The sequence below is a fragment of the Labrys monachus genome, from assembly GCF_030814655.1.
Taxonomy (GTDB): Bacteria; Pseudomonadota; Alphaproteobacteria; order Rhizobiales; family Labraceae; genus Labrys; species Labrys monacha.
Map to the genome: position 1 here is coordinate 6130628 of NZ_JAUSVK010000001.1, position 23314 is coordinate 6153941.

Below are 23314 nucleotides of genomic sequence, written 5' to 3' on the forward strand. Positions count from 1 at the left end.
AAGCTGGCCGCCATGATGAGGCTTCAATGACCGACGCGTCCTCCGCCCCTTCTGCCCCGCATAGTCCCGGGCCGGGCGATCACGTCTTCCTGGTCGACGGCTCCTCCTTCATCTTCCGTGCCTATTTCCAGTCGATGAACCAGGACGCCCGCTACAATTACCGCTCGGACCGCCTGCCGACCGGCGCCGTGCGGCTGTTCTGCAACGTGCTCTACAAGATGATCCGCGAGGGGGTGATGGGCAAGAAGCCGACCCATCTCGCCATCATCTTCGACAAGTCCGAGGAGAGCTTCCGCAAGGAGCTCTACCCGCCTTACAAGGCGCATCGGCCGCCGCCGCCCGAAGAGCTGGTGCCGCAATTCCCGCTGATGCGCGACGCAGTGCGCGCCTTCGGCCTCCGGCCGGTGGAGCAGATCCGCTACGAGGCGGACGACCTCATCGCCACCTATTGCCGGATCGCGGTCGAGGGCGGCGCCGACGTCACCATCGTCTCGGCCGACAAGGACCTGATGCAGCTGATCCGCCCCGGCGTGGTGATGTTCGACCCGGCTTCCGGCGATCAGAAGGCCAAGGGCTCGCGGCCCGAGCGGGTGATCGGCGAAGCCGAAGTCCTTGAGAAGTTCGGGGTGACGCCGGACAAGGTCGTCGACGTGCAGGCGCTCGCCGGCGATTCCACCGACAACGTGCCGGGCGTGCCGGGCATCGGCGTCAAGACGGCGGCGCAACTCCTCAACGAATATGGCGACCTCGAAACCCTGCTCGCCCGCGCCGGCGAGATCAAGCAGGCCAAGCGCCGCGAGAACCTCATCGAGCATGCCGGCCTCGCCCGCATCTCGCGCGAGCTCGTCAAGCTGGTCACCGATGTCGTGCTGGAGACGCCGATCGAAGAGCTGGTGGCGCCCGGCATCGACGCCAGGGGGGCGATCGCCTTCCTCAAGGCGATGGAATTCTCCACCCTGACGCGGCGCATCGCCGAGGACACCGGCATCGACGCGGCCGCCGTCGAACCCGACGAATTCCTCAAGGTCCCCGCCAGCGATTTCGCGCCGGCGCCGGCAGGCCCCGGCGCGGCCGCGGGCGGCCCGCCGGCCGAGGCCCAGTCCGGCGCGCCGCCGCTCGGCGGCCATGCCGGCACGCCCGCCGCGCTGGTCGACCAGGTCAGGGCGAAGCTCGCCGCCACGCCGGTCGATGTCGGCCGCTACGAGACGGTCTCCAGCCTGGAGGCGCTCGACCGCTGGATCGCCGAGGCACGCGAGCGCGGCGTCGTCGCCTTCGATACCGAGACCACCTCGCTCGACGCGATGCAGGCGGAGATGGTCGGCTTTTCGCTGGCGCTGGAACCGGGGCGGGCCTGCTACGTGCCGCTGCGCCACCGCGACAAGGCCGACCTCTTCGGCGCCGGGCTGATGCCCGGGCAGGTCGCGCCCGAGGAAGCGCTGCCGCGCCTGAAGCTGCTGCTCGAGGACGCCTCGGTGCTCAAGATCGGCCAGAACCTCAAATATGACGCGCTGGTGATGCAGGGCGAGGCGATCCGCATCGCCTCCTATGACGACACCATGCTGATGTCCTACGTGCTCGACGCCGGCAAGGGCAATCACGGCATGGACGAGCTCTCCGTCCGCCATCTCGGCCACAAGCCGATCGCCTTCTCGGAGGTGGCCGGCTCCGGCAAGTCGCTCATCGGCTTCGACCAGGTGCCGATCGACCGCGCCACCGCCTATGCGGCGGAGGACGCCGACGTGACGCTGCGCCTCTGGCTGCTGTTCAAGGCCCGGCTGGTCGCCGAGGGCATGCTGACGGTCTACGAGACGCTGGAGCGCCCGCTCGTCGCCGAGCTCGCCAAGATGGAGGCGCGCGGCATCATGATCGACCGCCAGATCCTCTCGCGGTTGTCCGGCGAATTCGCGCAGAGCGCCGCGCGGCTGGAGGCGGCGATCCACGAACTGGCCGGCGAGACCTTCAATGTCGGCTCGCCCAAGCAGCTCGGCGACATCCTGTTCGGCAAGATGCAGCTGCCCGGCGGCCGGAAGACGCCGACCGGCCAATGGGCGACGTCCGCCAGCGTGCTGGAGGATCTCGCCGAGCAGGGGCTCGAACTGCCGCGGCGCATCGTCGAATGGCGCCAGCTCACCAAGCTGAAATCGACCTATACCGACGCGCTGCCGACCTATGTGAACCCGAGATCGGGCCGCGTGCACACCTCCTTCGCGCTGGCGGCGACGACGACGGGGCGCCTGTCCTCCTCGGAGCCGAACCTGCAGAACATCCCGGTGCGCACCGAGGAGGGGCGCAAGATCCGCACCGCCTTCATCGCGGCGCCCGGCGCCAAGCTGATCTCGGCCGATTATTCGCAGATCGAATTGCGCGTGCTCGCCCATGTCGCCGAGATCCCGCAGCTCAAGCAGGCCTTCGCCGACGGCATCGACATCCATGCCATGACGGCGTCCGAGATGTTCGGCGTGCCGGTGCACGGCATGGACCCGCAGGTGCGCCGGCGCGCCAAGGCGATCAATTTCGGCATCATCTACGGCATCTCGGCCTTCGGCCTCGCCAACCAGCTCGCGATCTCGCGCGAGGAGGCCGGCGCCTATATCCGCCGCTATTTCGAGCGCTTTCCCGGCATCCGCGACTATATGGACCGCATGAAGGCCGAATGCCGGAACCAGGGCTACGTCACCACCGTCTTCGGCCGCAAATGCCATTTCCCGGCGATCGAATCGCGCAATCCCTCCGAGCGCGCCTTCGTCGAGCGCCAGGCGATCAACGCGCCGATCCAGGGCTCGGCCGCCGACATCATCCGCCGCGCCATGGTGCGCATGGACGCGGCGCTGGCGAAGGCCTCGCTCTCGGCCCGCATGCTGCTGCAGGTGCATGACGAGCTCGTCTTCGAGGCGCCCGAGGGCGAGGTCGAGGCGACGCTGCCGGTGGTCACCGCGGTGATGGAGGGCGCCGCCTTGCCCGCTCTGTCGCTGAAGGTGCCGCTCAAGGTCGACGCCCGCGCCGCCGACAATTGGGAGGAGGCGCATTGAGGCTGCCGCGCAGGGCGGCGAGGCCCGGAGATTAAGCCGAAGTAATCCGCCGCATTTCCGGCCGCTTCTTGTCCCATCCCGAGACCGCTCCCACATGGGAGCGCAGCGGCCGATCCGCCCGAGGCGGAAAAACCGCGATGGAGAGAAGCGATGACCCCGGACGAGAAATCCCTCATCGAAGACCTGTTCAACCGGCTGCGCAGCGCCACGCCAGGCGGACGCGATGCGGAAGCCGAACGCGCGATCGAGGCCGAGATGGCCCGCTCGCCCGGCGCCGCCTATGCGCTGGTGCAGACCGTGCTGGTGCAGGATCACGCCCTGCGCGAAGCCCATGACAAGCTCAGGGCCGCGGAAGCGGCTGCCCAGCAGGCCGCCGAGCAGCGCCAGCAGCAGCCCGCCCCGTCCTTCCTGGAGCGCGCCGGCTCCGCCCTGTCCGGCTTCGGACAGCGCCGCGACGCGCCGCCTCCCCCGCCTCAGGGCCAGCCCTACCAGCCCGGCGCCTACCAGCCCGGCCCGTACCAGGCACCGGAGCCGCCGGCGGCCTCCGCGCCGCAGGGCGGCGGCTTCATGCGGGGCGCCCTGCAGACGGCGGCCGGCGTCGCCGGCGGCGCGCTGCTGTTCGAAGGGGTGCGCTCGATGTTCGGCGGTGGGGGCGGCCTGCTCGGCGGAGGCGCCAATGCGAGCGGCCTGCTCGGCGGCGGCGGTGGCCTCGAAGGGCCCTGGGGCCGCCAGGCGCCGGAAACCGTCAACGAGACGATCATCAACGAGGCGCCGCGGGACGATCGCAACGACGATCGCGACAACCGGGCCGATTCGCGCGACGACAATGTCCGCGACGCCGCCTATGATTCGCCGGACGACGACTATGGCGACGATACCGACTACGACAATGACGACGGCGGGTCGAACGACGACGACTGGGTCTGATCGCCGTCTCGCCTGACACGCGCCGCCTTCCCCTTCAAACCCGGGAAGGCGGCCTGGCGGCCTAATCGCCGGAAAGGCCCAATACCGCCGGGTCTTCGCCCAGGTGCCGGAGGCTCTTGGCCATGTCGGCGCGCCATTTCGGGCCGCGCCCTGCAGCCGCCGTCAGCGCATCTCGGGCTATACACAGATCCGCATGATCGAGTATAGCCGCCGAGCGGGCGCCAGGTCCGGCGCCTCTAGCCTCCCGCCGGCGCCTCTCACCTCTTGGCAATCTTTTCGCGCTAGAAACGCGCCATGTTCCGGGCGTTCGGTCTCTTTCGTGCGGCGAGCTGGACCGGCCTGACCAAATTCGCGATCCTGTTCGTCGTCGCGATGAATCTGGCGGGCCTCCACCATCTCACCGCCCTCTCCGCCTCGCTTTCGCTCGCGGGCCTGCTGCTCGGCGCCCTGCTCTACCGGCTCGGCGTACTGCCCTTCGGCGCCCGCCGGCGCCATTGGCTGCGCCTGCTGCGGGCGCATCGCCCGGCGCTGGTCAAGCGCTGCCGCCAGTTGGTCCGCACCAACGCCTATGGCGCGGAGGAGTTCGGCAAATGGCACGAGGAACTGGGGCGATTCCGCGCCGCGACGGGGCTCGATCTCGACGAGCGGTCCTGCGAGCGCTTCGACGCCTTCGCGACGCGGGTGGTGAAGGGCTGGATCGCCGCCGAGGACGGCGTGGCGATGCCGGAGGCGATCGAGGACATTAGCCCGCAGGACTATGAGCATCTGTGCGCCGACCTGCTACGCCAGGCGGGATGGGACGCCGAGGTGACGGGCATGTCCGGCGACCAGGGCATCGACATCCTGGCACGGCGGGACGACGTCTCCATCGCCATCCAGTGCAAGCTCTATTTCGGCAATCCGGTCGGCAACAAGGCGGTGCAGGAGGCCCATGCCGCCGCCGGCTACAGCGATGCCGACCACGCCGCCGTCGTCTCCAACCGCGACTTCACCGCCGCCGCCGAGCAGCTCGCCCGCAAGCTCGGCGTGCTGCTGCTCCATCACAGCGAACTGCCGGAGCTGCATGCGACGCTGGCCAGACAACAGGGATGAGCCCCGTCACGCCGCCCTGTCCGGAAGCGGACCGACATAGCGCGATTGCGGGCGGATCAGGCGGCCATAGAGCGCCTGCTCGCGGGCATGGCCGATCCAGCCGGCGACGCGCCCGGCGGCGAACACGCCGGTGAAGCTCTCGCGCGGGAAGCCGAGCGCCTCCAGCAGCAGCGCGGTGTAGAACTCGACATTGATCTGCAGCGGCCTGTCCGGCTTGCGCCGCGCCAGGATGCGCGTCGCCGCCGCTTCCACGCCCTCGGCGAGGGCGAGCCGCCCGGTGCCCTCGCCGCCCGAGGCGAAGAGGCGCTGCACCGAACGCTTGAGCGCCTCGGCGCGCGGATCGCGCACGCGGTAGACGCGGTGGCCGAAGCCCATCAGCCGCTCGCCGCGATCGAGGGCTGCTTCCAGCCAGGCCTCGGCGTCGCCCGTGGCGGCAATGGCGTCGAGCATGTCGAGCACCGGGCCGGGCGCGCCGCCATGGAGCGGCCCCTTGAGGGCGCTGAGGGCGGCGAGCACCGAGGAGGTCAGGCCGGCATGGGTCGAGGCGACGACACGGGCGGCGAAGGTCGAGGCGTTGAGGCCGTGGTCGCTGACGGTGACGAGATAGATGTCGAGCGCTGCCGCCTCGGCCGGCCGCGCATCGGCGCCGCGCAGCATGCGCAGCATGTCGGCGGCGTGCCCGGCGCCGGCATCGGGCGCGATCGGCGCCTGGCCCCGGCGCAGGCGGACGATCGCCGGCACCAGCACGGCCGGCGCGGCGACGAGCCGCAGCGCCGTCGCCGCATCCTCGCCGTCGGCGAGTTGCGCCAGCGCGGCGCGCAGGGCCTCGGTCACCGACAGAGGACCGAGGCCGGCGCAGGCCGGCACCAGCTGCTCGAACACCCGGGTCCGCGCCTCGCCGAGATCGGCGGCGAGCTCCTCGCTTTGCGCCAGCCCGGCGACGAAGCCGTCGAGCAGCAGGCCGACAAGGTCCTCGTAGCGGCTGGACGCGGCGAGATCGTCGAGCGAATGGCCGCGTATGGTCAGCCGGCCCGCCAGCCCGTCGACATCGGACATCACCGTCTCCGTCGCGACGACATCATCCAGTCCGTTGTTCATGAGACACTCTCCCTTCATTCGCAAATCCATTTGCGAGGAGGATTCGGACGCATTAGGGTTGACGTCAATCTTGATTGAAATCGTCAATGTGAGATGCGATGTCCTGGCTAACCTCGGAACAGGCGCTGGCGGCGCTGAAGGTCCAGCCGCAGACGCTCTACGCCAATGTCAGCCGCGGCAAGATCCGGGCGAAGCCCGATCCCATGGACACGCGGCGCAGCCTCTACAATGGCGATGACGTGCGCCGTCTCGCCGGCCGCCATGCCGGGCGACGCAGCGCCGCCGCCGTCGCGGCGGAAACCATCTTCTGGGGCGAGCCGGTGCTCGTCTCCGGCCTCTCCACCGTGGCGCAGGGCAGGCTGTGGTATCGCGGGCAGGACGCCGCCCGCCTCGCCGAGACCGCCACGCTGGAAGAGATCGCCACCCTGCTGTGGGATGCCGGCGGCGTGCATTTCGGGCGGGCGCCGCACGAAGCGCCGCCGCCCGCGCCCGCCCCCGCCAATCCGCTGGAGGCCGGCCTGCTCGCCCTCGCCCGCCGCGCGGGAAACGATCCGCCCGCGCAGGGCCGCTCGGGCGCCGTGCTCTGCCGCGAGGCGGCCGGTCTCGTCGCCGAGATGGCGGGCGCCATGCTCGGCGCGGCGGCGCAGACCGGCGGGCCGCTGCACCGGCGCGTCGCCGCCGCCTGGGAGGCGCCCGCGGTGGAGGACCTCGTCCGCCGCGCTCTCGTGCTGCTCGCCGACCACGAACTCAACGCCTCGACCTTCGCCGCCCGTGTCACCGCCTCGACGGGCGCCCCGGTCTCGGCCAGCCTCCTGGCGGGGCTGGCGACGCTCGCCGGGCCGCTGCATGGCGGCGCGGCCATGGGCACGCGCGCCTTGGTGGACGCGGCCCGCCGCAACGGCGCGGTGCGGGCGGTGCGCGACTGGCTCGCCCAGGGCCGGCCCCTGCCGGCCTTCGGCCACCGCCTCTATCCCGACGGCGACCCCCGAGCCGCCGCGCTGTTCGCCCGGTTCCAGCCCGATGCGGTGTTCACCGAGATCCGCGAGGCCGTCGAGGCGCTGACCGGCGAGCAGCCCAATATCGATTTCGCCGTGGCCGCCCTGTGCGACGCCCACGGCCTGCCGGCGAGCGCCCCCCTCACCCTCTTCGCCGTCGCCCGTTCGGTCGGCTGGACCGCCCATATCCTCGAACAGACGACGAAGGGCACGCTGATCCGCCCGCGCGCCCAGTATGACGGGCCGCCGCCGGCGGGATGACGGGAAGCGCACATCCCCCGGGACCGCGGGCGTCCCGCCCGCTCTTGAACCACTGCGGCTGCAGGAGAGGCGAGCCTGCAGCCGGTGCTGCGGCGGAAAGGAAGGGCGGACGAGACGTCCGCGCTCCCGGGAGCGCGCATCCCCTGGGACCGTGAGCGTCCCGCCCGCTCTTGAACCACACCGGTGGCCGGATGAGGCGAGCCTGCACCCGTTGCGGCAGCGGAGCAGAAGAGCGGACGGGATTTCCGTTGAAATCACGATTTGTTCTCATCCCCTCTTGGCGCGCTCCCCGCCGCCCGCTATCGTCCAGTCCGGCTTGTGGCGGGGGCTCCCATGGTTTCGCGTGTCTCGACGGTGGCGTTCGAAGGGGTCGAGGCGCGGCAGGTCGACGTGCAGGTGCAGATCATGGCCGGCTCCGTCGTCTTCATGATCGTCGGCCTGCCCGACAAGGCGGTGTCGGAAGCGCGCGAGCGCGTGCGCTCGGCCCTGGTCGCCTCCGGCCTGGCGCTGCCGGCCAAGCGCATCACCGTCAACCTGGCGCCGGCCGACCTGCCCAAGGAAGGCAGCCATTTCGACCTGCCAATCGCCCTCGGCGTGATGGCGGCCATCGGCGCCATCCCGCACGACGCGCTGGAGGGCTATTGCGTGCTGGGCGAGCTGGCGCTCGACGGCACCATCACGCCGGTGGCCGGCGTGCTTCCCGCCGCCGTCGCCGCCAATGCCAAGGGCCTCGGCCTGATCTGCCCGGCCGCGTCGGGGCCGGAAGCGGCCTGGGCCGCGGCGGACATGGAGATCCTGGCGCCGCGCTCGCTGATCCAGCTCGCCAATCATTTCAAGGGCACGCAGCTGCTCTCGCGGCCGCAGCCGCGCATCGCCGCCGCGCCGACCAACCTGCCTGATCTCAACGACATCAAGGGCCAGGAGACCGCCAAGCGCGCCCTCGAAGTGGCGGCGGCCGGATCGCACAACCTCCTGATGATCGGGCCGGCCGGCTCCGGCAAGTCGATGCTGGCGGCGCGGCTGCCCTCGATCCTGCCGCCGCTCGCCCCGCGCGAGCTGCTCGAAGTCTCGATGATCCATTCGGTGGCGGGCCACCTGGCCGGCGGCGAGCTGACCAATCGCCGCCCGTTCCGCGCCCCGCATCATTCGGCCTCGATGGCGGCGCTGATCGGCGGCGGCGCGCATGCCCGGCCCGGCGAGGTCTCGCTGTCGCATCACGGCGTGCTCTTCCTCGATGAGATGCCGGAATTCGCGCCGCAGACGCTCGACGCCCTGCGCCAGCCGCTGGAGACCGGCGAGGCCGTGATCGCGCGGGCCAATGCGCGCGTCTCCTATCCGGCGCGGGTGCAGCTCGTCGCGGCGATGAACCCGTGCCGTTGCGGCAAGGCCAACGATCCCGGCTTCTCCTGCCGGCGCGGCCCGGTGGAACGCTGCGCCGCCGACTATCAGGCGCGGATCTCGGGGCCGCTGCTCGACCGCATCGACATCGTCATCGAGGTGCCCGCCGTCTCCGCCGCCGACCTGATCCTGCCGCCGCCGGCCGAAGGCTCCGCCGAGGTGGCGGCCCGCGTCGCCGCCGCGCGCGCCCGGGCGTCGGCGCGCTACCAGGCGCTCGGCCTCGCCGAGGCCTCGACCAATGCCGGCGTGCCGGTCAGCGTCGTCGAGCAGGTCGCCAGGCCCGACGCGGTGGCGACCAAGCTCCTGCGCGACGCCGCCGACGCCATGCGCCTCTCCGCCCGCGGCTTCCACCGCGTCCTGCGCGTCGCCCGCACCCTGGCCGACCTCGACGGCGAGGACGCCGTCGGCCGCATCCATGTGGCGGAGGCATTGAGTTACCGGGCGCGGACCGACCGCGCGACGGTAATTCAATCAGCGTAAGGTACTGAAGATAACAAGGAACCGGGGTACAGGAGGGCGGTTGAGCTTGTTTTGAATAATTTGCGCCTAGGCAGCACAGAGCCACAGCGGATTATTCAGCACGCGCTCCCTCTCAAAACCGCACGTCAGTGACGAGGAAATCCGTCAGCCCGCTTGCTGATCGATGCTCCTCCAACTAGACATACCTGCATCGTTGGACAAGGGATAAAATGAATTTTGTGAGCTCAAACCCACTTCCTAATCAGATTGAAGCTGAGCAATCGGGCAACATCTTGGAGAGCAGGGTGGACGCATATTTTTCCGCGGACGTTGAAACTGATGGTCCTATTCCCGGCCCTTTCTCAATTTTGTCGTTCGCCCTTGTTTATGCCGGCTCCTTTGATGGGAAAGCATTTTCTCGGCCTCAGGATTACCATAAGAATATTTATCGAGAGCTGAAGCCAATCTCCAATAATTTCGAGGCTGATGCATTGCAGGTTAATGGTTTAGATCGCGATTTACTTGTTAAAAATGGTGAAAATCCCGAAACCGCTATGACAGAGGCGTTTAAATGGATAACAAAAGTTGCTGGACACGCAAATCCAGTCTTAGTTGCATATCCGTTAAGCTTTGATTGGTCTTGGCTATATTGGTATTTTGTTCGATTTTGTCCCAACGGATCGCCCTTTGGCTATTCTCGCTGTTTTGACATTAAAACCGCAGTTGCGGTTAAAAGTAAACTCCCAATCTCTCAGGCTGGTCGTTCACGTCTTCCGAATCATCTGATTCCAGCTTCACGTCATACTCACCATGCTTTAGATGATGCAATTGAGCAGGCGGAGATATTTGCTAACGTGTTCCAATGGGAGGAAAGATGAATCAGCTAGAAAGCCGACGCGCCTATACTAGGGAGCGCACGATTGCGCTTCAATCAGAGCTGAACTCTGCCCGGACGTTGCTGGATGGGAAAGCATGCGTCTATGCTACTGGTTCATTCGGCCGCCTCGAAGCGAATCAGAATAGTGATCTAGATCTCTTCATCGTAGGTAGAAATAAGGACGATTCTGGAGCGAACTCCGTGAGGTTAAGTCAGCTTAGTAGGCTGGACGAGATTTGCATAAAGGCCGATCTAATAGAATCTACAAGAAAACTTATAATACCTGATTTTGACGGAGACGGAAAATACCTTGTACATTATTCTTCGGGTGAACTGATAAATACCTTAGGAATGCCGGAAGATGACGCAAATAACACTCTAACCGGCCGACTTCTTCTATTTTTGGAGAGTCGCCCCCTACTCGGCGAGGAGACTTATAATTACGTTATTGACGAAGTGATTGCGGCATATTGGCGCGACTATGAAGATCATAAGGGCGAGTTTATGCCAGCCTTTTTAGCAAACGATATACTGCGACTCTGGCGCACCTTTTGCGTCAATTACGAGGCTAGAACAGAACGAAAACCCGACGAGAAGAAAATTAAAGGAAAAATAAAGAATTACAAGCTCAAGCACAGCAGAATGCTTACATGTTATTCGGCCCTCTTATATCTTCTTGCTATATATAAGAGGGAAAACACTGTTTCTCCAAAGGACGCCTCGGAGATGACTCGTCTAACGCCGTCGGAGCGCTTGGAGTGGCTGCTTGTACAGCGGGATCTAAGCGAGGCTAGCGGTGAAGTTAGATCTTTAATAAACCAATATAATAAATTTCTAGGGGATACCGACTTCGACGAAGACACCCTTAAAGAGAAATTCATGAACCCCGAACAAAGCAAAAGATATATGAAAGAGTCGTATAGGTTCGGAGATTTAATGTTTGAGGCTCTCTCCAAAATAGGAAGAGGAAATAGATTTTTTAGACTTCTTACTGTTTAAGAATGCGGATGCGGTGACAGAGGAGACGGTACCGTCGGTATTATAAGATCTTCTATGCCAATTTGGCAATAACAGATCTTGACAATTCGAAGCAAAAGTACGTTAAATTTGTAACGAAATACTTAGAATTACCTATGGTTTATAGGATTAATTTTTTTTATAATAACTGCTTTCTGAGGTGAGCAGGTCCGCTGAGAAATGAAGTTTATGGCTTCGTCGTGACTGTTATCTAAAGAACTCATTTATCAATTGGAAGAATTAATAGGGCGTTAAAATGATCTTTTGTGCGCCGTCTAATATTCGTCGCATTCCTGCCGTTTAATACGGCACCGTGGTATTGTATTATTAACTCGAACTCTCTAGACCACCGAGCTGGCGGCCTATGTTTCATTCCCTCAGTCCTCCTGAATTGTGCCCGATATGACTAAGGATTTTGGCGAAGCAGGCGATATCGCGGGCAAGGCCCTGGAGACCACAGTTCTGTCTTTCGAACTCTTGGTTAGATCGGCCGATGTTCTTGCATATGCCGACGGCGAATCGGTTCTTTGATGTGAGGCCTTCTCTACGGTTGGCGAAACTTCGGGCTCGGTCCTGACAGGCACCCACCCAATTTTGCCGACGCCGTCGAGAAATCCGGCGCCCCCTTGTCGGCGCGGCATGGCCTCGTTCGTCATTGTGATGTGGATCAGCCCGCAGGCCACAAAGGAGAGGAAACCGATGAGCACGAACGACACCTACCTCGCCGTCTTTCTCGGCAGCAGGACCAGCCCGCGCATGACGGCGTGGCTGGCGCTTCCCGACGCCGAAAGGCGTGCCCGGGAACAGGAGGGCATGGCCGCCTGGAAAGCCTGGGTCGACAAGCACCAGGCGGCGATCGTCGCCATGGGCGGCCCGCTCGGCAGGACGAAGAAGGTCTCCGAACGCGGCGTCGAGGACGTCGGCAATGCGATGGCCGCCTTCACGCTGGTGCGGGCGGAGTCGCATGAGGCCGCCGCCGCCTTGTTCGAAAACCATCCGCATTTCGCGATCTTCCCCGGCGAGTCCGTCGAGATCATGCCGGTCCTGCCGATACCCGGCGCCTGACCGGCCGCGAACATCCCTTCCCGTCCCGAGAGGATAAACGAGCATGCTCAACACGATACGTCTTCACCGCGTCCTGCCGGCCAGCCCGCAGAAGATCTACCGCGCCTTCATCGAGGCGGATGCCCTCGCCAAATGGCTCCCGCCCAACGGCTTCACCTGCACCGTCGATCATCTGGAAGCGAAAGTCGGCGGCACCTTCCGGATGTCCTTCCGCAACTTCACCACCGGCCACAGCCACGCCTTCGGCGGCGAATATGTCGAACTCGTTCCGGGCGAGCGCGTGCGCTACACGGACAGGTTCGACGACCCCAATCTGCCCGGCGAAATGCAGGTGACGGTGGCGTTGAAGAAAGTATCGGTCGGCACCGAAATCAATATCGAGCAGGCCGGCGTGCCCGACCTCATCCCGCCCGAGGCCTGCTATCTCGGCTGGCAGGAATCGCTGCGCAACCTCGCCAAGCTGGTCGAGCCCGAGATCCATCAGTAGGGGAACGGGGACGACGGAAGAGCGGCGGTGCGGGAGCGCCGCCCTTCTCTACCGCCCCGAAGGCGCCCGCCCTGTACAATAAGCTTCCGCCTCGCTTATTGTTGTCACAAATGTTTCTGCATCGTGTGATCAACAGGCGGGTCATGGGGAACGTACGGGCAGGGGCTCCAGATGCCGAAGGCAATGCCGAAATACACGACGCCGAAGGGCTTTCTCGCGATGATGGATCCGCGCGGGTGGGGCGAGCGGTTCCAGGGCAACATCGTGCCGCTGGCGCCGCGTCGGCTGAAGCCGGCGCTGCGGCTGCGCCGTGCCGAGAATAGCGGGTTGCCGATGACGCTCGGCCGCATCGGGTCCCTCGAGGTCCGCCTCGCCCGGACTGCCAAGGACGTCAAGAAGGCGCAGAAGCTGCGCTACCAGGTGTTCTACGAGGAGATGGCGGCGGTGCCGAACGCGCTCTCGCTGTTCTCCAAGCGCGACCGCGACGAATATGACACGCTGTGCGACCACCTCCTGGTCATCGACCACGATGCGCCGCCCAAATCCTTCGGCAAGCCGGCGCCCCGCGTCGTCGGCACCTACCGGCTCCTGCGCCAGGAAATCGCCGAACGCCATGGCGGCTTCTATTCGGCAAGCGAATTCGCCATCGAGCCACTGATATCGGCCCATCCCGGCCGCCGCTTCCTCGAGCTCGGCCGCTCCTGCGTGCTGGCGCCCTATCGCAACAAGCGCACGGTGGAGCTGCTCTGGCACGGCATCTGGACCTATGTCCTGCATCACCGCATCGACGTCATGCTCGGCTGCGCCAGCCTGGAGGGCACCGATCCGAGCCGCCTCGCTTTGCCGCTCGCCTTCCTGCACCACCACGCCACCGCCGCCGGCGAATGGAGCGTCAAGGCGGTGCCGGAGCGCTATGTCTCCATGAACCGCATCGGCAAGGAGGGCATCGACGCGAAGGCGGCGCTGCACGGCCTGCCGCCGCTGATCAAGGGCTATCTGCGCCTGGGCGCCTGCTTCGGCGACGGCGCGGTGGTCGACCACCAGTTCGGCACCACCGACGTCCTGGTCATCCTGCCGGTCGAGAAGATCAGCGAACGCTATGTCGGCCATTTCGGCCCCGGGGCCGAGCGCCACGCGGCCTGACGCCTTCCCGGGAGCGCGGACATCCTGTCCGCATCCGGGATGCGCCGCACGTTGAGGAAGGAAGAGCGGACGGGAAGTCCGCGCTCCCGCTCACCAGCGGCCCTGCGCCTGCAGGCTTTCGGCGAGGTTGCCGGCGAAATTATGCTGGCCGAGATGCATCAGCTTGGAGGTCGAATCGGCCCAGACCTTGCCGCCCATGTCACGCCAGCGGCGGCAGAAGGCATAGTCCTCCGACAGATAGCGGCCGCTGTCGGGATCGACCATGCAGTCGAAGAACAGCCAGTGCAGATGGGCCTGGGGATGGCCGGGCGGCCCGTCCGGCACGTAATTGAGCTGCGGGTAATGCTGCATCATCCGCGTGAAGACGTCGCGCTTGATCACCATGAAGCCGGTCGGGGCCTCCGACACTTCGATGAAGCCGTGCTCGTCGACATGCTGGCCGATCGGGCTCTTGTTCTGGTCGAGTGAATTCAGCGGATAGGACGCATAATTGATCTCGAAATCGCGCTGCGTCATGCCCTGCGGAATGCCGCCGGCCGGCCAGTTCAGCGACTTGATCGGATAGATGCCGGCCGCGACGTCCCGGTCCGCCAGCAGCAGGCGGAAGGCGGCGGCGGTGTCGAAGGCGATGTCGGAATCGATCCAGAACAGATGGGTGAAGGACGGGTCCTCCAGGAACTTCATCACGATCTTGTTGCGGCCGCGGGTGATGAGGCTCTCGCTGTGCATGTGGAGGACGCAGTCGAGCCCGACATGCCTGGAATCGAGCGCCAGGCTGAAGGTGCTCACCACATAGTTCATGGAGACGGCGGAGATGTAGCAGGGCGTCGCGAACATCACCTTCATGGAGCGCAACGCGGACAAGGGCAGCATGAGAGTCCCAATCGGTTCAGGCGGGCTGTGGCTGGAAGGCATCGTCGGCATCGGCGCGGCATGCCGCGCGCGCCCGTCGATGGCGGATCGCTGGGGAAATGGGAACGTCGCGAACTGGAATTCTCATTTCCGCATTTGGCGGCAATGCGATGGAATGGCGCTCCTTTGCTCCCGAGCGGCCATTTTCACCGCCGATGCCGTCTTTTTCGGCTTTTCCGCCAAGGTTTCCCGCCGCTTCGGCCGCTTATACGGCCGGACGGCGGCGGCGTCGCCTTGCCCGGCTTCCGAAATATGTTATGTCGCGAACATCCGGCCAAATTCCACAAAAATCACCGGCCACGGCATCCTTTCGGGCAAAATGGACATGAAGGCAGATCACGCGAATGCAATGTCATCCCACGCCTTCCGCCCGGCGGCAGCCCTGGCCCGCGCCGTGGTCGCCTGCGGGCTGGCCTGCGTGAGCGCGCTGCCCGCGGCGGCGCAGAACGCGGCCGACGTTCCCGCCGCGCAGGCGCCGGCAGCGCAAGTACCCGCCGGCCGCCCCGCGCCGGGCCCGGTCAAGGTCGACCCGGGCGTGCTGCTGAAATTCACCCGCTCGACCCTGATCGCCCTCGACCAGGCCAACAAGACCGGCAATTACACCGTGCTGCGCGATCTCGGCTCGCCCGACTTCCAGAAGGTCAATACGGCGGCGCGCCTCGCCGAGATCTTCGCCAGCGAGCGGCAGGCCGGGCTCGACCTCTCGAATGCCGCCGTGCTCGAGCCGGTCGTGACGCAGCAGCCGGAGATCAACGCCGATGGCCTGCTGCACTATGCCGGATATTTTCCGGCGGGCAGCGACCAGCTGCGTTTCGAATTCCTGTTCCAGGCGGTCGGCACGTCCTGGCAGCTGTTCGGGCTGTCGGTGAATCTCGGCAATGCCGCCGGCGCGCCCGCTGCGGCTCCGCCGGCCGCCGCGGCGCCGGTCGCCAAGCCGGCTCCGGCCAAGCCCACGCACGGCAAAGCGGCCAAGGAGCCGGCAAAGTAGGCGCCAAGGAGCCGGCCAAACAGGCGAGATGCCGGGAAAAGCCTATTTCCCCGGCACGCCGAAGGTCGAGTCGACGGCGATGGCGATGCAGGTCTTCGCGAAGCCCGGCACCAGGAACAGGCGCCTTCCATTGCGGTCGAACAGGATGCGGGCGTTGAGGATGGGCGTGGCGACGCTGCCCTCGGCCTGGATCAGCTTCTGTGCGGTATCGCAATCCCCGGCGAGCGGAAACACCTGGAGGGCGACGCCGTCGCAGGCGCCGTTCGGCGTCGGCGTGGCGACCAGCGCGGCCATGCCGTCCGGCGGCGTGTTCTGGGGATTGTTGAGGATGGCGACGCTCTGGAACACGTGCTCCGTGGGCGCTGCGCGGTTCCAGCCGGACTGGATGTTGTAGTTGCTGGTCAGGATCTGGTGCGCCATCTGGTCGACGACGCCGGCGCATTGCGTCAGGCCGATCTGGCGCACCTGAACGACGGGCGTCGGCGGGTCCGGCAGGACGACCGGCGGCGGCGCGACCACGGGCTGGGCGGCCTTGTCCCTGGGCACGGCCTTTTTGGGCGCTTTCGGCTTCGCCTTCCGAAGCGGCTTGGCCTTGTTGTCGGCCGGCGAGGCGGGGGCGGCGGGCGAGGAGGGCGTATCCTGGGCTCGGGCCGCCGCCCATGGCAGCACGCAGGCTGCTGCGCCGAGACCGACCAGGACGGCGCCCATGACCGTTTTCCTGCCGATGATACCCATGGATCTCCGTTCCTCTTCGTCGCCTGCCGCAAGGCGGTGCTCCCGAGGACATGCTGTATCAGGCGGCATGGCGCTCTGCACGCCGGAACGCAGAATCCCCCGGCGAAGCGGGGGATCTTGCCGGCGGGCAACGTGCCGGACGGTCGATCACCGATCGACCGTCCCGATCCCCCCTGCCGCGGCGCCGTCAGTTCCAGGTATAGGACAGGCCGCCGACGACGCCCACATCCGGCTTGCGCTGGGTGAACGAGAAGGTGGCGGCGAGATTGGCCCGCCATTTCTGGTCCTCGGAGGTCCAGCCGACGCCGCCGGCCAGCGCCGCCTGGCCGTGATAGGTCGAGATCGCCGCGGCGGTGGAGATCTTGCCCGGCCTGTCGTCATAGCGCAGCCCGCTCGCGGCGAGGGCGGCGGCCGTGCCGGCATTGGCCTTCTTGTAGTTGCGGGAGATCTGGCCCTGCAGGTTGGACATGTTGTTGTTGATGGCGTTGAGCGCGTCGTTCACCCCGCTCAGGGCGCTGCCCACATTGTTGTAGCTATTGCCCTGGATGGTATAGCTCGGCGCCGTGACGGTTCCCGTCGAAGCGTCGAAGGTCGATCCTCCGCCGAAATTGGTGGCGAGGGACGTGCCCAGCGTGTTGATCTGCCCGCCGTTCACCGCGTCGGTCGAACCGACGGCGACCGAACCCTTCGCGACGTTGTGCAGCCCCACGGGCGCACTGGTGTCCTTGCCGATCAGCGTCAGATCGTTGCTCTGCGCGCCGCTCGGCGTGGATGTCGTCACGTTGGAATACTGGATCGGGCCGGACTCGCCGTTCTCCAGGGAGGTGACGCGCGTATCGGTCTGGTAGAGCTGGGACCCGTTGACCGCGTCGGTCGATGTTGACGACACCTCGCCCTGCGACAGGTTGGTGATCTTGGTGCCGCTGGCGCCGCCGAGGGTGATCGAGGACTTGTCGGAACCATCGTACTGGACCGAATTCGCCGCCGTCTCGCCGATCGAGGCGACCTGGGTTCCGAGCGCGTCGACAGCCTGGTTGGTGGCGTAGAGTTCGCTGCCGTTCACCGCATCCGTCGAGGTCGCGCTGATCTGGCCGGCCGCGACATTGGTGATCGTTCGCTCATTACCGGCCGAGCCCACGCTCACCGTGCTGGTCGGGTTCGTTCCCGCCACGTCGTAGTCCGTGCCATTGACGGTGACGCTGCTGGTGCCCACCGCCGCCGACGTCACCGATCCCGAGCCCAGCGCGACATCGCCGGCATTGGTCGCCACCGAATTCGATCCGATGGCGACGGCGTTCGTGCTCGCCGCATTGGCCGTGTCGCCCATGGCGACCGCGCCGGCCGCGCCGGCCGTGCTCTCATTGCCGAGAGCGACGGCCCCCTGCCCGGTCGCCGTGTTGGCGTTGCCGAGCGACACCGCGCCCTGGCCGTTCGAATTGTTGTCGGCGCCGATGGCGACCGCGCCGGTTCCGACGGCGCTGCCGGGATCGCCGATGGCGACGGCGCCGTTGCCGGTGGCGGTCTGCTGCGAGCCGATGGCGACCGCGCCCGTGCCGCCCGAGGCCGTCGAGTTGTCGCCGATGGCGACGGCGGAGGTCGACGACGCGCTCGTATTGTTGCCCATCGCCACCGCGCTCGCGCCGGAGGCGTTGGCGGCAGGGCCGACGGCGACGCTGTTCGTGCCGCCGGCAGTGCTGTCCGCGCCGGTCGAATTGGTGTGGAAATATTGGATGCCGCCGCCGTCGATGGAGGCATTGATGGCGGCGATGGCGCTGCCGACATCATGGTAGTCGGTGCTGCCGACGGTATAGGTCGGCGCCGTGCCGTCGATGACATCCGCGCCGCCGCCGAGATAGGAGGAGGTGTTCGAGGCGATGGTGTAGACCTGTGAGCCGTTCACCGCGTCGGTGGAGGTCGCGCTCAGCGTGCCCTGCGACAGATTGGTGATCTTGGTGCCGTTGGTGAGGCCGCCATCCGTCGAGGTCACGCCCGCCAGGGTGATCGACGACTTGCCGCCGACGTCGTACTGCACGGAATTGTCGGCGACGGCACTGACATTGTTGATCTGACTGCCGAGGTTGTCGACCTCCTGATTGGTGGCATAGAGCTGGCTGCCGTTTACCGCATCGGTGGACGTCGAGGAAATCCGCCCCGCCGCCACATTGGTGATGGTGCGCTCATTACCGGCCGAGCCGACGCTGACCGTGCTCGTCGGCGTCGCGCCGGCGAAATCATAGTCGGTGCCGTTGAGGGTGACGCCGCTGGTCTGCACCGTCGTTGCCGTCACCGAGCCCTGGCCGAGCGCCACGTCGCCCTGATAGGTGGCGACGGCGCCCTGGCCGAGGGCGGTGGTTCCGTTCGCCGCCGCGTTGGCGCCCTGGCCGAAGGCCGAGGCCGTGGTGCCGTTGGCGATGCTGCCCTGGCCGAAGGCCGTCGCGAAGGTGCCGATGGCGTTGCTGCCCGCGCCGCCTGCCGTCGCGAACGTGCCCGAGGCGTAGCTGTCATAGCCGAGCGCCGTCGCGTTGATGCCTTCCGCATCGCTGGCGGCGCCGACCGCCGTCGCCTTGAGGCCGTTGGCGTTGCTGTTGGCGCCGGCCGCGGTCGCGTTGGAACCCGACGCGTTGCTGCGGTAACCCATCGCCGTCGCGTAGGTGCCGTCGGCGGTGCTGTTGGAACCCGTCGCCGTCGCATAGGCGCCGGATGCGTAGCTGGCGTAGCCCATCGCCGTCGAATAGGTATCGGCAGCCGTGCTGTTGGTGCCGCTGGCCGTCGCAAAGGAGCCGGTGGCCTTGCTGTTGTAGCCCGTCGCCGTCGCAAAATCGCCGGCCGCGTTGCTGCTGGTGCCCGTCGCCGTGCCATAGGAACCTGCGGCGCGGCTGTTGTAGCCCGTCGCCGTCGCAAAGTCGCCGCCGGCGTTGCTCTGGTAGCCCGTCGCCGTGCCGAAGGTGCCCGCCGCGGCGCTCGACGCTCCGGTGGCGGTCGCGTATTGCCCGCTCGCCGCCGAATTATAGCCGGTCGCCGTCGCCTGCACGCCATTGGCCTTGCTGTTGTTGCCCGTCGCGGTGGCGTAGGCGCCGGACGCATTGCTGCCCGAGCCGGTCGCGGTGGCGTTGGTGCCGTCGGCCCTGGCGTTCTGGCCGAGGGCCGTGGCGTTGGTGCCGGCGGCATTGCTGTTATAGCCCGCCGCGATGGCATAGGTGCCGGACGCATCGCTGCCCGAGCCCAGCGCCGTCGCATAGGTGCCCGTCGCATTGCTGTTCGCGCCGAAGGCGGTCGCGTAGGTGCCGTTGGCCAGGCTGCTGTAGCCCAGCGCCGTGGCATAGGTGCCGACGGCATCGCTGCCCGAGCCCAGGGCAGTGGCGTTGGTGCCGATAGCATTGCTGCTCGCGCCCATGGCCGTCGCATTGGTGCCGCTGGCGTTGCTCCCATAGCCGAAGGCCGAGGCGTCGGTGCCGCTGGCGAGGCTGTTGCGGCCCATCGCCGTCGCATTGGTGCCGGTCGCATTGCTGTTCGCACCGTCCGCCGTGGCGTAGGTGCCGCTGGCCAGGCTGCCATAGCCCGTCGCCGTGGCGTAGGTGCCGACGGCATTGGCCGTGGTCCCCAGGGCCGTGGCACGCGTGCCATTGGCGTTGCTGAGGGCGCCGATCGCCGTCGCGTAACTACCCTTGGCGTTGCTGCTGGCGCCCAGCGCCGTCGCCGCCGCGCCGTTGGCCGTGCTGTTGCCGCCGATCGCCGTGGCGTTCAGGCCGCTGCCGTCGGTGCCGGTCGCCGTAGCGTTGGTGCCGATGGCGATGTCGTTGGCGATGGTCGGCGTTCCCGACACGCCGGCGGTGGCGTTCTTGCCCTCGGCGATCGAACCGTCGCCGTTGGCGGTGGCGGCCGGGCCGATCGCGGTGCTGTCGGTGCCGACTGCCGAGCTGTCCGCCAGGGTCGAATTGACGTGGAAATATTTGATGCCGCCGCCATCCACCGCGGCGCCGAGACTTTCGACCGCCTCGTTGGTGGCATAGAGCTGGCTGCCGTTCACCGCATCCGTTGAGGTCGAGGAGATCTGTCCCGCCGCCACATTGGTGATGGTGCGCTCGCCGCCGACCGTGCCGACGCTGACCGTGCTCGTCGGCGTCGCACCGGCGAAGGTGTAGTCTGAGCCGTTGATGGTGACGCCGCTGGTCTGCACCGTCGTCGCCGTCACCGAGCCCTGGCCGAGCGCCACGTCGCCGGCATTCGTCGCGACAGCGCCCTGGCCGAGGGCGGTGGTTCCGTTCGCAGCAGCATTGGCACCCTGGCCGAAGGCGGACGCCGTCGCGCCGTTGGCGATGCTGCCCTGGCCCATCGCCGTCGCGTAAGTGCCTGTCGCGTTGGCTGACTGCCCGAACACGCTGGCATAGGTGCCATTGGCCGAGGCGGCATCACCGATAGCCGTGGCGTTGTCGCCCGAGGCGACGCTCGAGGTGCCGAGCGCGGTAGCATAGCCGCCAGTCGCATTGGCCTGACGGCCCACTGCCACCGCTTCGAGACCGATGGCGTTGGCGCCTGCGCCGATAGACGTCGAGCGCGCGCCGTTGGCGAGGCTGCCCTTGCCCAAGGCGGTTGCATAGTCGCCATTGGCATTGGCGCCGCTGCCCACGGCCGTCGCCTGCAATCCGATCGCGTTGGCGCCGCGGCCCAGCGCGGTCGCGTCATCGCCCGTGGCATTGGCCAACTGACCGAAAGCCGACGCGCGCAGGCCGACGGCCACCGACGCCGAGCCGGTCGCCGTCGCCTGATTGCCGGAAGCAAGACTGGTAAAGCCGGTCGCCGTGGCTTGCGTTCCGGTGGCGTTGGCGCCTTCGCCATAGGCGGTGGCATTGGCGCCGCTGGCGACACTGCTGGTGCCCATGGCGGTGGCGTTGGTGCCGTTGGCCACGGCGTTGCCGCCCACCACCGTGGCGTTGTTCCCTATGGCATTGGCGTTGCGGCCGACCGCCGTCGCGATGATGCCGGCCGCATTGGCGTTGTTGCCGAGAGCGGTCGCCGATTGGCCGTTGGCGATGGCGCCCTGGCCGATCGCGGCAGCCCAGCTGCCCGTCGCATTGGAGCCGTCGCCGAGAGCGGTCGCGCTGACGCCGTTGGCCGTCGCCGATCCGCCCAGCGCCGTGGCATGCTCGCCGGTCGCATTGGCAAGCACGCCGACCGCCGTGGCGATGGCGCCCGCCGCGACGCTGCGATTGCCGACGGCGACGGCGGACTGGCCGTTGGCGTTGCTGTTCTGGCCGAAAGCGGAGGCATAGGTGCCGTTGGCGACGGCTTGGTCGCCGATCGCCGTCGCGCTGCTGCCGGTCGCATTGCTCCGCCCGCCGATCGCGGTCGCGGCATCGCCGTTGGCGAAGCTGCTGGCGCCGATCGCGGTCGCCGCCGCGCCGTTGGCCGTGCTGTTGCTGCCGATCGCCGTGGCGTTGAAGCCGCTGCCGTCGGTGCCGGTCGCCGTGGCGTTGGTGCCGATGGCGATGTCGTTGGCGATGGTCGGCGTTCCCGACACGCCGGCAGACGCGCCATTACCCTGGGCGATGGAGCCGTTGCCGTTGGCTTTGGCATTGGGGCCGATCGCCGTGCTGTCGGTGCCGACCGCCGAACTGTCCGCCAGGGTCGAGTTGACGTGGAAATATTTGTTGCTGCCGCCGCCGGAGGAGGCGCTCAGGGTGGTGATGGCGGCATAGAGTTCGCTGCCGTTCACCGCATCGGTCGAATCGGCGGCGATGCGGCCGGCTGCGACGTTGGTGATGGTGCGCGTCTGGCTGGAATTGCCGACGCTGACGGTGCCGACCGGCGAGGTGCCGGCGAGATTGGTGACCGTCGTGCCGATCGTCAAAGTCGGGGTTCCGACCGCGGCGGCGGTGGTGGTGTTGGCGCCGAGCGCCACACTGTTGGCGACGCTGGCGACTGCGTTGTAGCCGACCGCGAGCGCCCCATCGACGGCGCTCGCGCTCGTGCCGAAGGCGGACGCGCTGTTGCCGTTGGCGAAGCTGAGATAGCCTACCGCCACTGCATTGGTTCCGAACGCATTCGACGTCGAGCCGACCGCTGTGGCGTTGGCGCCGCTGGCCTTGGCGAGATATCCATCGGCCGTCGCATCCCGTCCGTTGGCGATGGCGGACGATCCGGTCGCCGTCGCATCCTGGCCGGTGGCGTTGGTCTGATAGCCGGTCGATGTTGCATAATAGCCGTTCGCGATGGCCGCCGCCCCGGTCGCCGTGGCGTCCTGGCCGGTGGCGTTGCTGCCATAGCCCGTCGCCGTCGCATAAAAGCCGTTGGCGATCGCTGTGGTGCCGGTCGCGGTCGCATCCTGGCCGGTGGCATTGCTGCCATAACCCGTCGCTGTCGCATAGAAGCCGTTGGCGATGCTCAACCCGCCGGTCGCCGTGGCATCCTGGCCGGTGGCGTTGCTGCCATAGCCCGTCGCCGTCGCATAAATGCCCGACGCCTTGCTCGACGCGCCGAAGGCCGAAGCATTGGCGCCATTGGCGAGGCTGCCTTCCCCTATGGCAGTCGCATTGGCGCCGGTCGCGTTGCTGCTGACGCCATAGGCCGTCGCGTTGGCGCCGCTCGCGACGCTGCCTGTCCCGGTCGCCAGCGAGTTGTCGGCATAGGCCTTCTCCACCGTCACGCTCAGGCTGGCCGCAGCGAGGGTGAGCGCGGCGACGCTGCCGCCGAGGCCGAGCATGCCGAGGCCGAGGCGCCGGCGGTTCACGCCGAGCACGCGATGGGCCATGCGCAGCACGGCCAGGACGCGCTTGCGCAGCCGGGGCGAGGCCTCGCTCGCGCCATGGACCCAGGCTTCCGCCATCGCCCCGC

Annotated in this window: 15 protein-coding genes; 11 read left to right on the forward strand and 4 right to left on the reverse strand. The window is 67.0% G+C overall.

Going from position 1 to position 23314, the window contains the following annotated elements; translation table 11 throughout:
- Positions 1–26 precede the first annotated feature (26 nt).
- The 3 genes from polA to J3R73_RS28010 all read left to right on the forward strand — a co-directional run bounded on the left by polA (position 27) and on the right by J3R73_RS28010 (position 5048).
- Positions 27–3029: a DNA polymerase I gene (gene polA, locus J3R73_RS28000; protein ID WP_307435094.1), complete on the forward strand. Its 3003-nt coding sequence runs from the start codon at positions 27–29 to the stop codon at positions 3027–3029.
- Positions 3030–3179: 150 nt separating this feature from the next.
- Complete coding sequence (locus J3R73_RS28005; RefSeq protein ID WP_307435095.1) at positions 3180–3956, forward strand: DUF2076 domain-containing protein; 777 nt, start codon at positions 3180–3182, stop codon at positions 3954–3956.
- A gap of 294 nt (positions 3957–4250) precedes the next feature.
- Positions 4251–5048 (forward strand): restriction endonuclease, encoded by a 798-nt coding sequence (locus J3R73_RS28010; protein ID WP_307435101.1) that lies wholly within the window; start codon positions 4251–4253, stop codon positions 5046–5048.
- 6 nt (positions 5049–5054) lie between these two features.
- Here J3R73_RS28010 and J3R73_RS28015 read toward each other — a convergent pair whose 3' ends face one another.
- Positions 5055–6146, reverse strand: a complete 1092-nt coding sequence (locus J3R73_RS28015; RefSeq protein WP_307435121.1) for a citrate synthase/methylcitrate synthase — start codon at positions 6144–6146, stop codon at positions 5055–5057.
- 98 nt (positions 6147–6244) lie between these two features.
- On the opposite strand from J3R73_RS28015, the gene J3R73_RS28020 reads away from it, so the two are divergent.
- From J3R73_RS28020 to olsB, 7 genes are all read left to right on the forward strand, one after another.
- Positions 6245–7402 (forward strand): citrate synthase, encoded by a 1158-nt coding sequence (locus J3R73_RS28020; RefSeq protein WP_307435123.1) that lies wholly within the window; start codon positions 6245–6247, stop codon positions 7400–7402.
- 333 nt (positions 7403–7735) lie between these two features.
- Positions 7736–9280 carry a YifB family Mg chelatase-like AAA ATPase gene (locus tag J3R73_RS28025; RefSeq protein WP_307435124.1) on the forward strand — a complete coding sequence of 515 codons (1545 nt, stop codon included), beginning with the start codon at positions 7736–7738 and terminating at the stop codon, positions 9278–9280.
- A 209-nt stretch (positions 9281–9489) separates the two neighbouring features.
- On the forward strand, positions 9490–10137 hold the full coding sequence (locus J3R73_RS28030) for a 3'-5' exonuclease (RefSeq protein ID WP_307435125.1): 648 nt from the start codon (positions 9490–9492) through the stop codon (positions 10135–10137).
- Entirely contained in the window at positions 10134–11135 is a 1002-nt protein-coding gene (locus J3R73_RS28035; protein WP_307435127.1) for a nucleotidyltransferase domain-containing protein, read from the forward strand. Before J3R73_RS28030 ends, J3R73_RS28035 begins: the two co-directional genes overlap by 4 nt.
- A gap of 717 nt (positions 11136–11852) precedes the next feature.
- Complete coding sequence (locus tag J3R73_RS28040) at positions 11853–12218, forward strand: hypothetical protein (RefSeq protein WP_307435129.1); 366 nt, start codon at positions 11853–11855, stop codon at positions 12216–12218.
- A gap of 43 nt (positions 12219–12261) precedes the next feature.
- Entirely contained in the window at positions 12262–12705 is a 444-nt protein-coding gene (locus J3R73_RS28045; protein ID WP_307435131.1) for an SRPBCC family protein, read from the forward strand.
- A 171-nt stretch (positions 12706–12876) separates the two neighbouring features.
- Positions 12877–13848 carry a l-ornithine N(alpha)-acyltransferase gene (gene olsB / locus J3R73_RS28050; protein ID WP_370880028.1) on the forward strand — a complete coding sequence of 324 codons (972 nt, stop codon included), beginning with the start codon at positions 12877–12879 and terminating at the stop codon, positions 13846–13848.
- Between the two features lie 90 nt (positions 13849–13938).
- Here the strand turns inward: olsB and J3R73_RS28055 are convergent, their stop codons facing one another.
- A complete protein-coding gene (locus J3R73_RS28055; RefSeq protein ID WP_307435132.1) occupies positions 13939–14721 on the reverse strand; it encodes a hypothetical protein in 783 nt (260 codons plus the stop codon).
- On the opposite strand from J3R73_RS28055, the gene J3R73_RS28060 reads away from it, so the two are divergent.
- The gene (locus J3R73_RS28060; RefSeq protein WP_307435133.1) at positions 14693–15748 is read left to right on the forward strand and encodes a hypothetical protein; all 1056 of its coding nucleotides are present in this window, start codon (positions 14693–14695) and stop codon (positions 15746–15748) included. The two genes, J3R73_RS28055 and J3R73_RS28060, sit on opposite strands and share 29 nt — an antisense overlap.
- Positions 15749–15790: 42 nt before the next feature.
- Here the strand turns inward: J3R73_RS28060 and J3R73_RS28065 are convergent, their stop codons facing one another.
- Both J3R73_RS28065 and J3R73_RS28070 read right to left on the reverse strand, forming a co-directional pair.
- Positions 15791–16483 (reverse strand): hypothetical protein, encoded by a 693-nt coding sequence (locus tag J3R73_RS28065; RefSeq protein ID WP_307435134.1) that lies wholly within the window; start codon positions 16481–16483, stop codon positions 15791–15793.
- A 187-nt stretch (positions 16484–16670) separates the two neighbouring features.
- Positions 16671–23306, reverse strand: a complete 6636-nt coding sequence (locus J3R73_RS28070; RefSeq protein WP_307435135.1) for a hypothetical protein — start codon at positions 23304–23306, stop codon at positions 16671–16673.
- Positions 23307–23314: the final 8 nt, after the last annotated feature.

Coding starts and splice junctions, on each gene's coding strand:
- polA (WP_307435094.1), top strand. CDS start 27: ATGACCGACGCGTCCTCCGCCCCTTCTGCCCCGCATAGTCCCGGGCCG.
- J3R73_RS28005 (WP_307435095.1), top strand. CDS start 3,180: ATGACCCCGGACGAGAAATCCCTCATCGAAGACCTGTTCAACCGGCTG.
- J3R73_RS28010 (WP_307435101.1), top strand. CDS start 4,251: ATGTTCCGGGCGTTCGGTCTCTTTCGTGCGGCGAGCTGGACCGGCCTG.
- J3R73_RS28015 (WP_307435121.1), bottom strand. CDS start 6,146: ATGAACAACGGACTGGATGATGTCGTCGCGACGGAGACGGTGATGTCC.
- J3R73_RS28020 (WP_307435123.1), top strand. CDS start 6,245: ATGTCCTGGCTAACCTCGGAACAGGCGCTGGCGGCGCTGAAGGTCCAG.
- J3R73_RS28025 (WP_307435124.1), top strand. CDS start 7,736: ATGGTTTCGCGTGTCTCGACGGTGGCGTTCGAAGGGGTCGAGGCGCGG.
- J3R73_RS28030 (WP_307435125.1), top strand. CDS start 9,490: ATGAATTTTGTGAGCTCAAACCCACTTCCTAATCAGATTGAAGCTGAG.
- J3R73_RS28035 (WP_307435127.1), top strand. CDS start 10,134: ATGAATCAGCTAGAAAGCCGACGCGCCTATACTAGGGAGCGCACGATT.
- J3R73_RS28040 (WP_307435129.1), top strand. CDS start 11,853: ATGAGCACGAACGACACCTACCTCGCCGTCTTTCTCGGCAGCAGGACC.
- J3R73_RS28045 (WP_307435131.1), top strand. CDS start 12,262: ATGCTCAACACGATACGTCTTCACCGCGTCCTGCCGGCCAGCCCGCAG.
- olsB (WP_370880028.1), top strand. CDS start 12,877: ATGCCGAAGGCAATGCCGAAATACACGACGCCGAAGGGCTTTCTCGCG.
- J3R73_RS28060 (WP_307435133.1), top strand. CDS start 14,693: ATGGAGCGCAACGCGGACAAGGGCAGCATGAGAGTCCCAATCGGTTCA.
- J3R73_RS28055 (WP_307435132.1), bottom strand. CDS start 14,721: ATGCTGCCCTTGTCCGCGTTGCGCTCCATGAAGGTGATGTTCGCGACG.
- J3R73_RS28065 (WP_307435134.1), bottom strand. CDS start 16,483: ATGGGTATCATCGGCAGGAAAACGGTCATGGGCGCCGTCCTGGTCGGT.
- J3R73_RS28070 (WP_307435135.1), bottom strand. CDS start 23,306: ATGGCGGAAGCCTGGGTCCATGGCGCGAGCGAGGCCTCGCCCCGGCTG.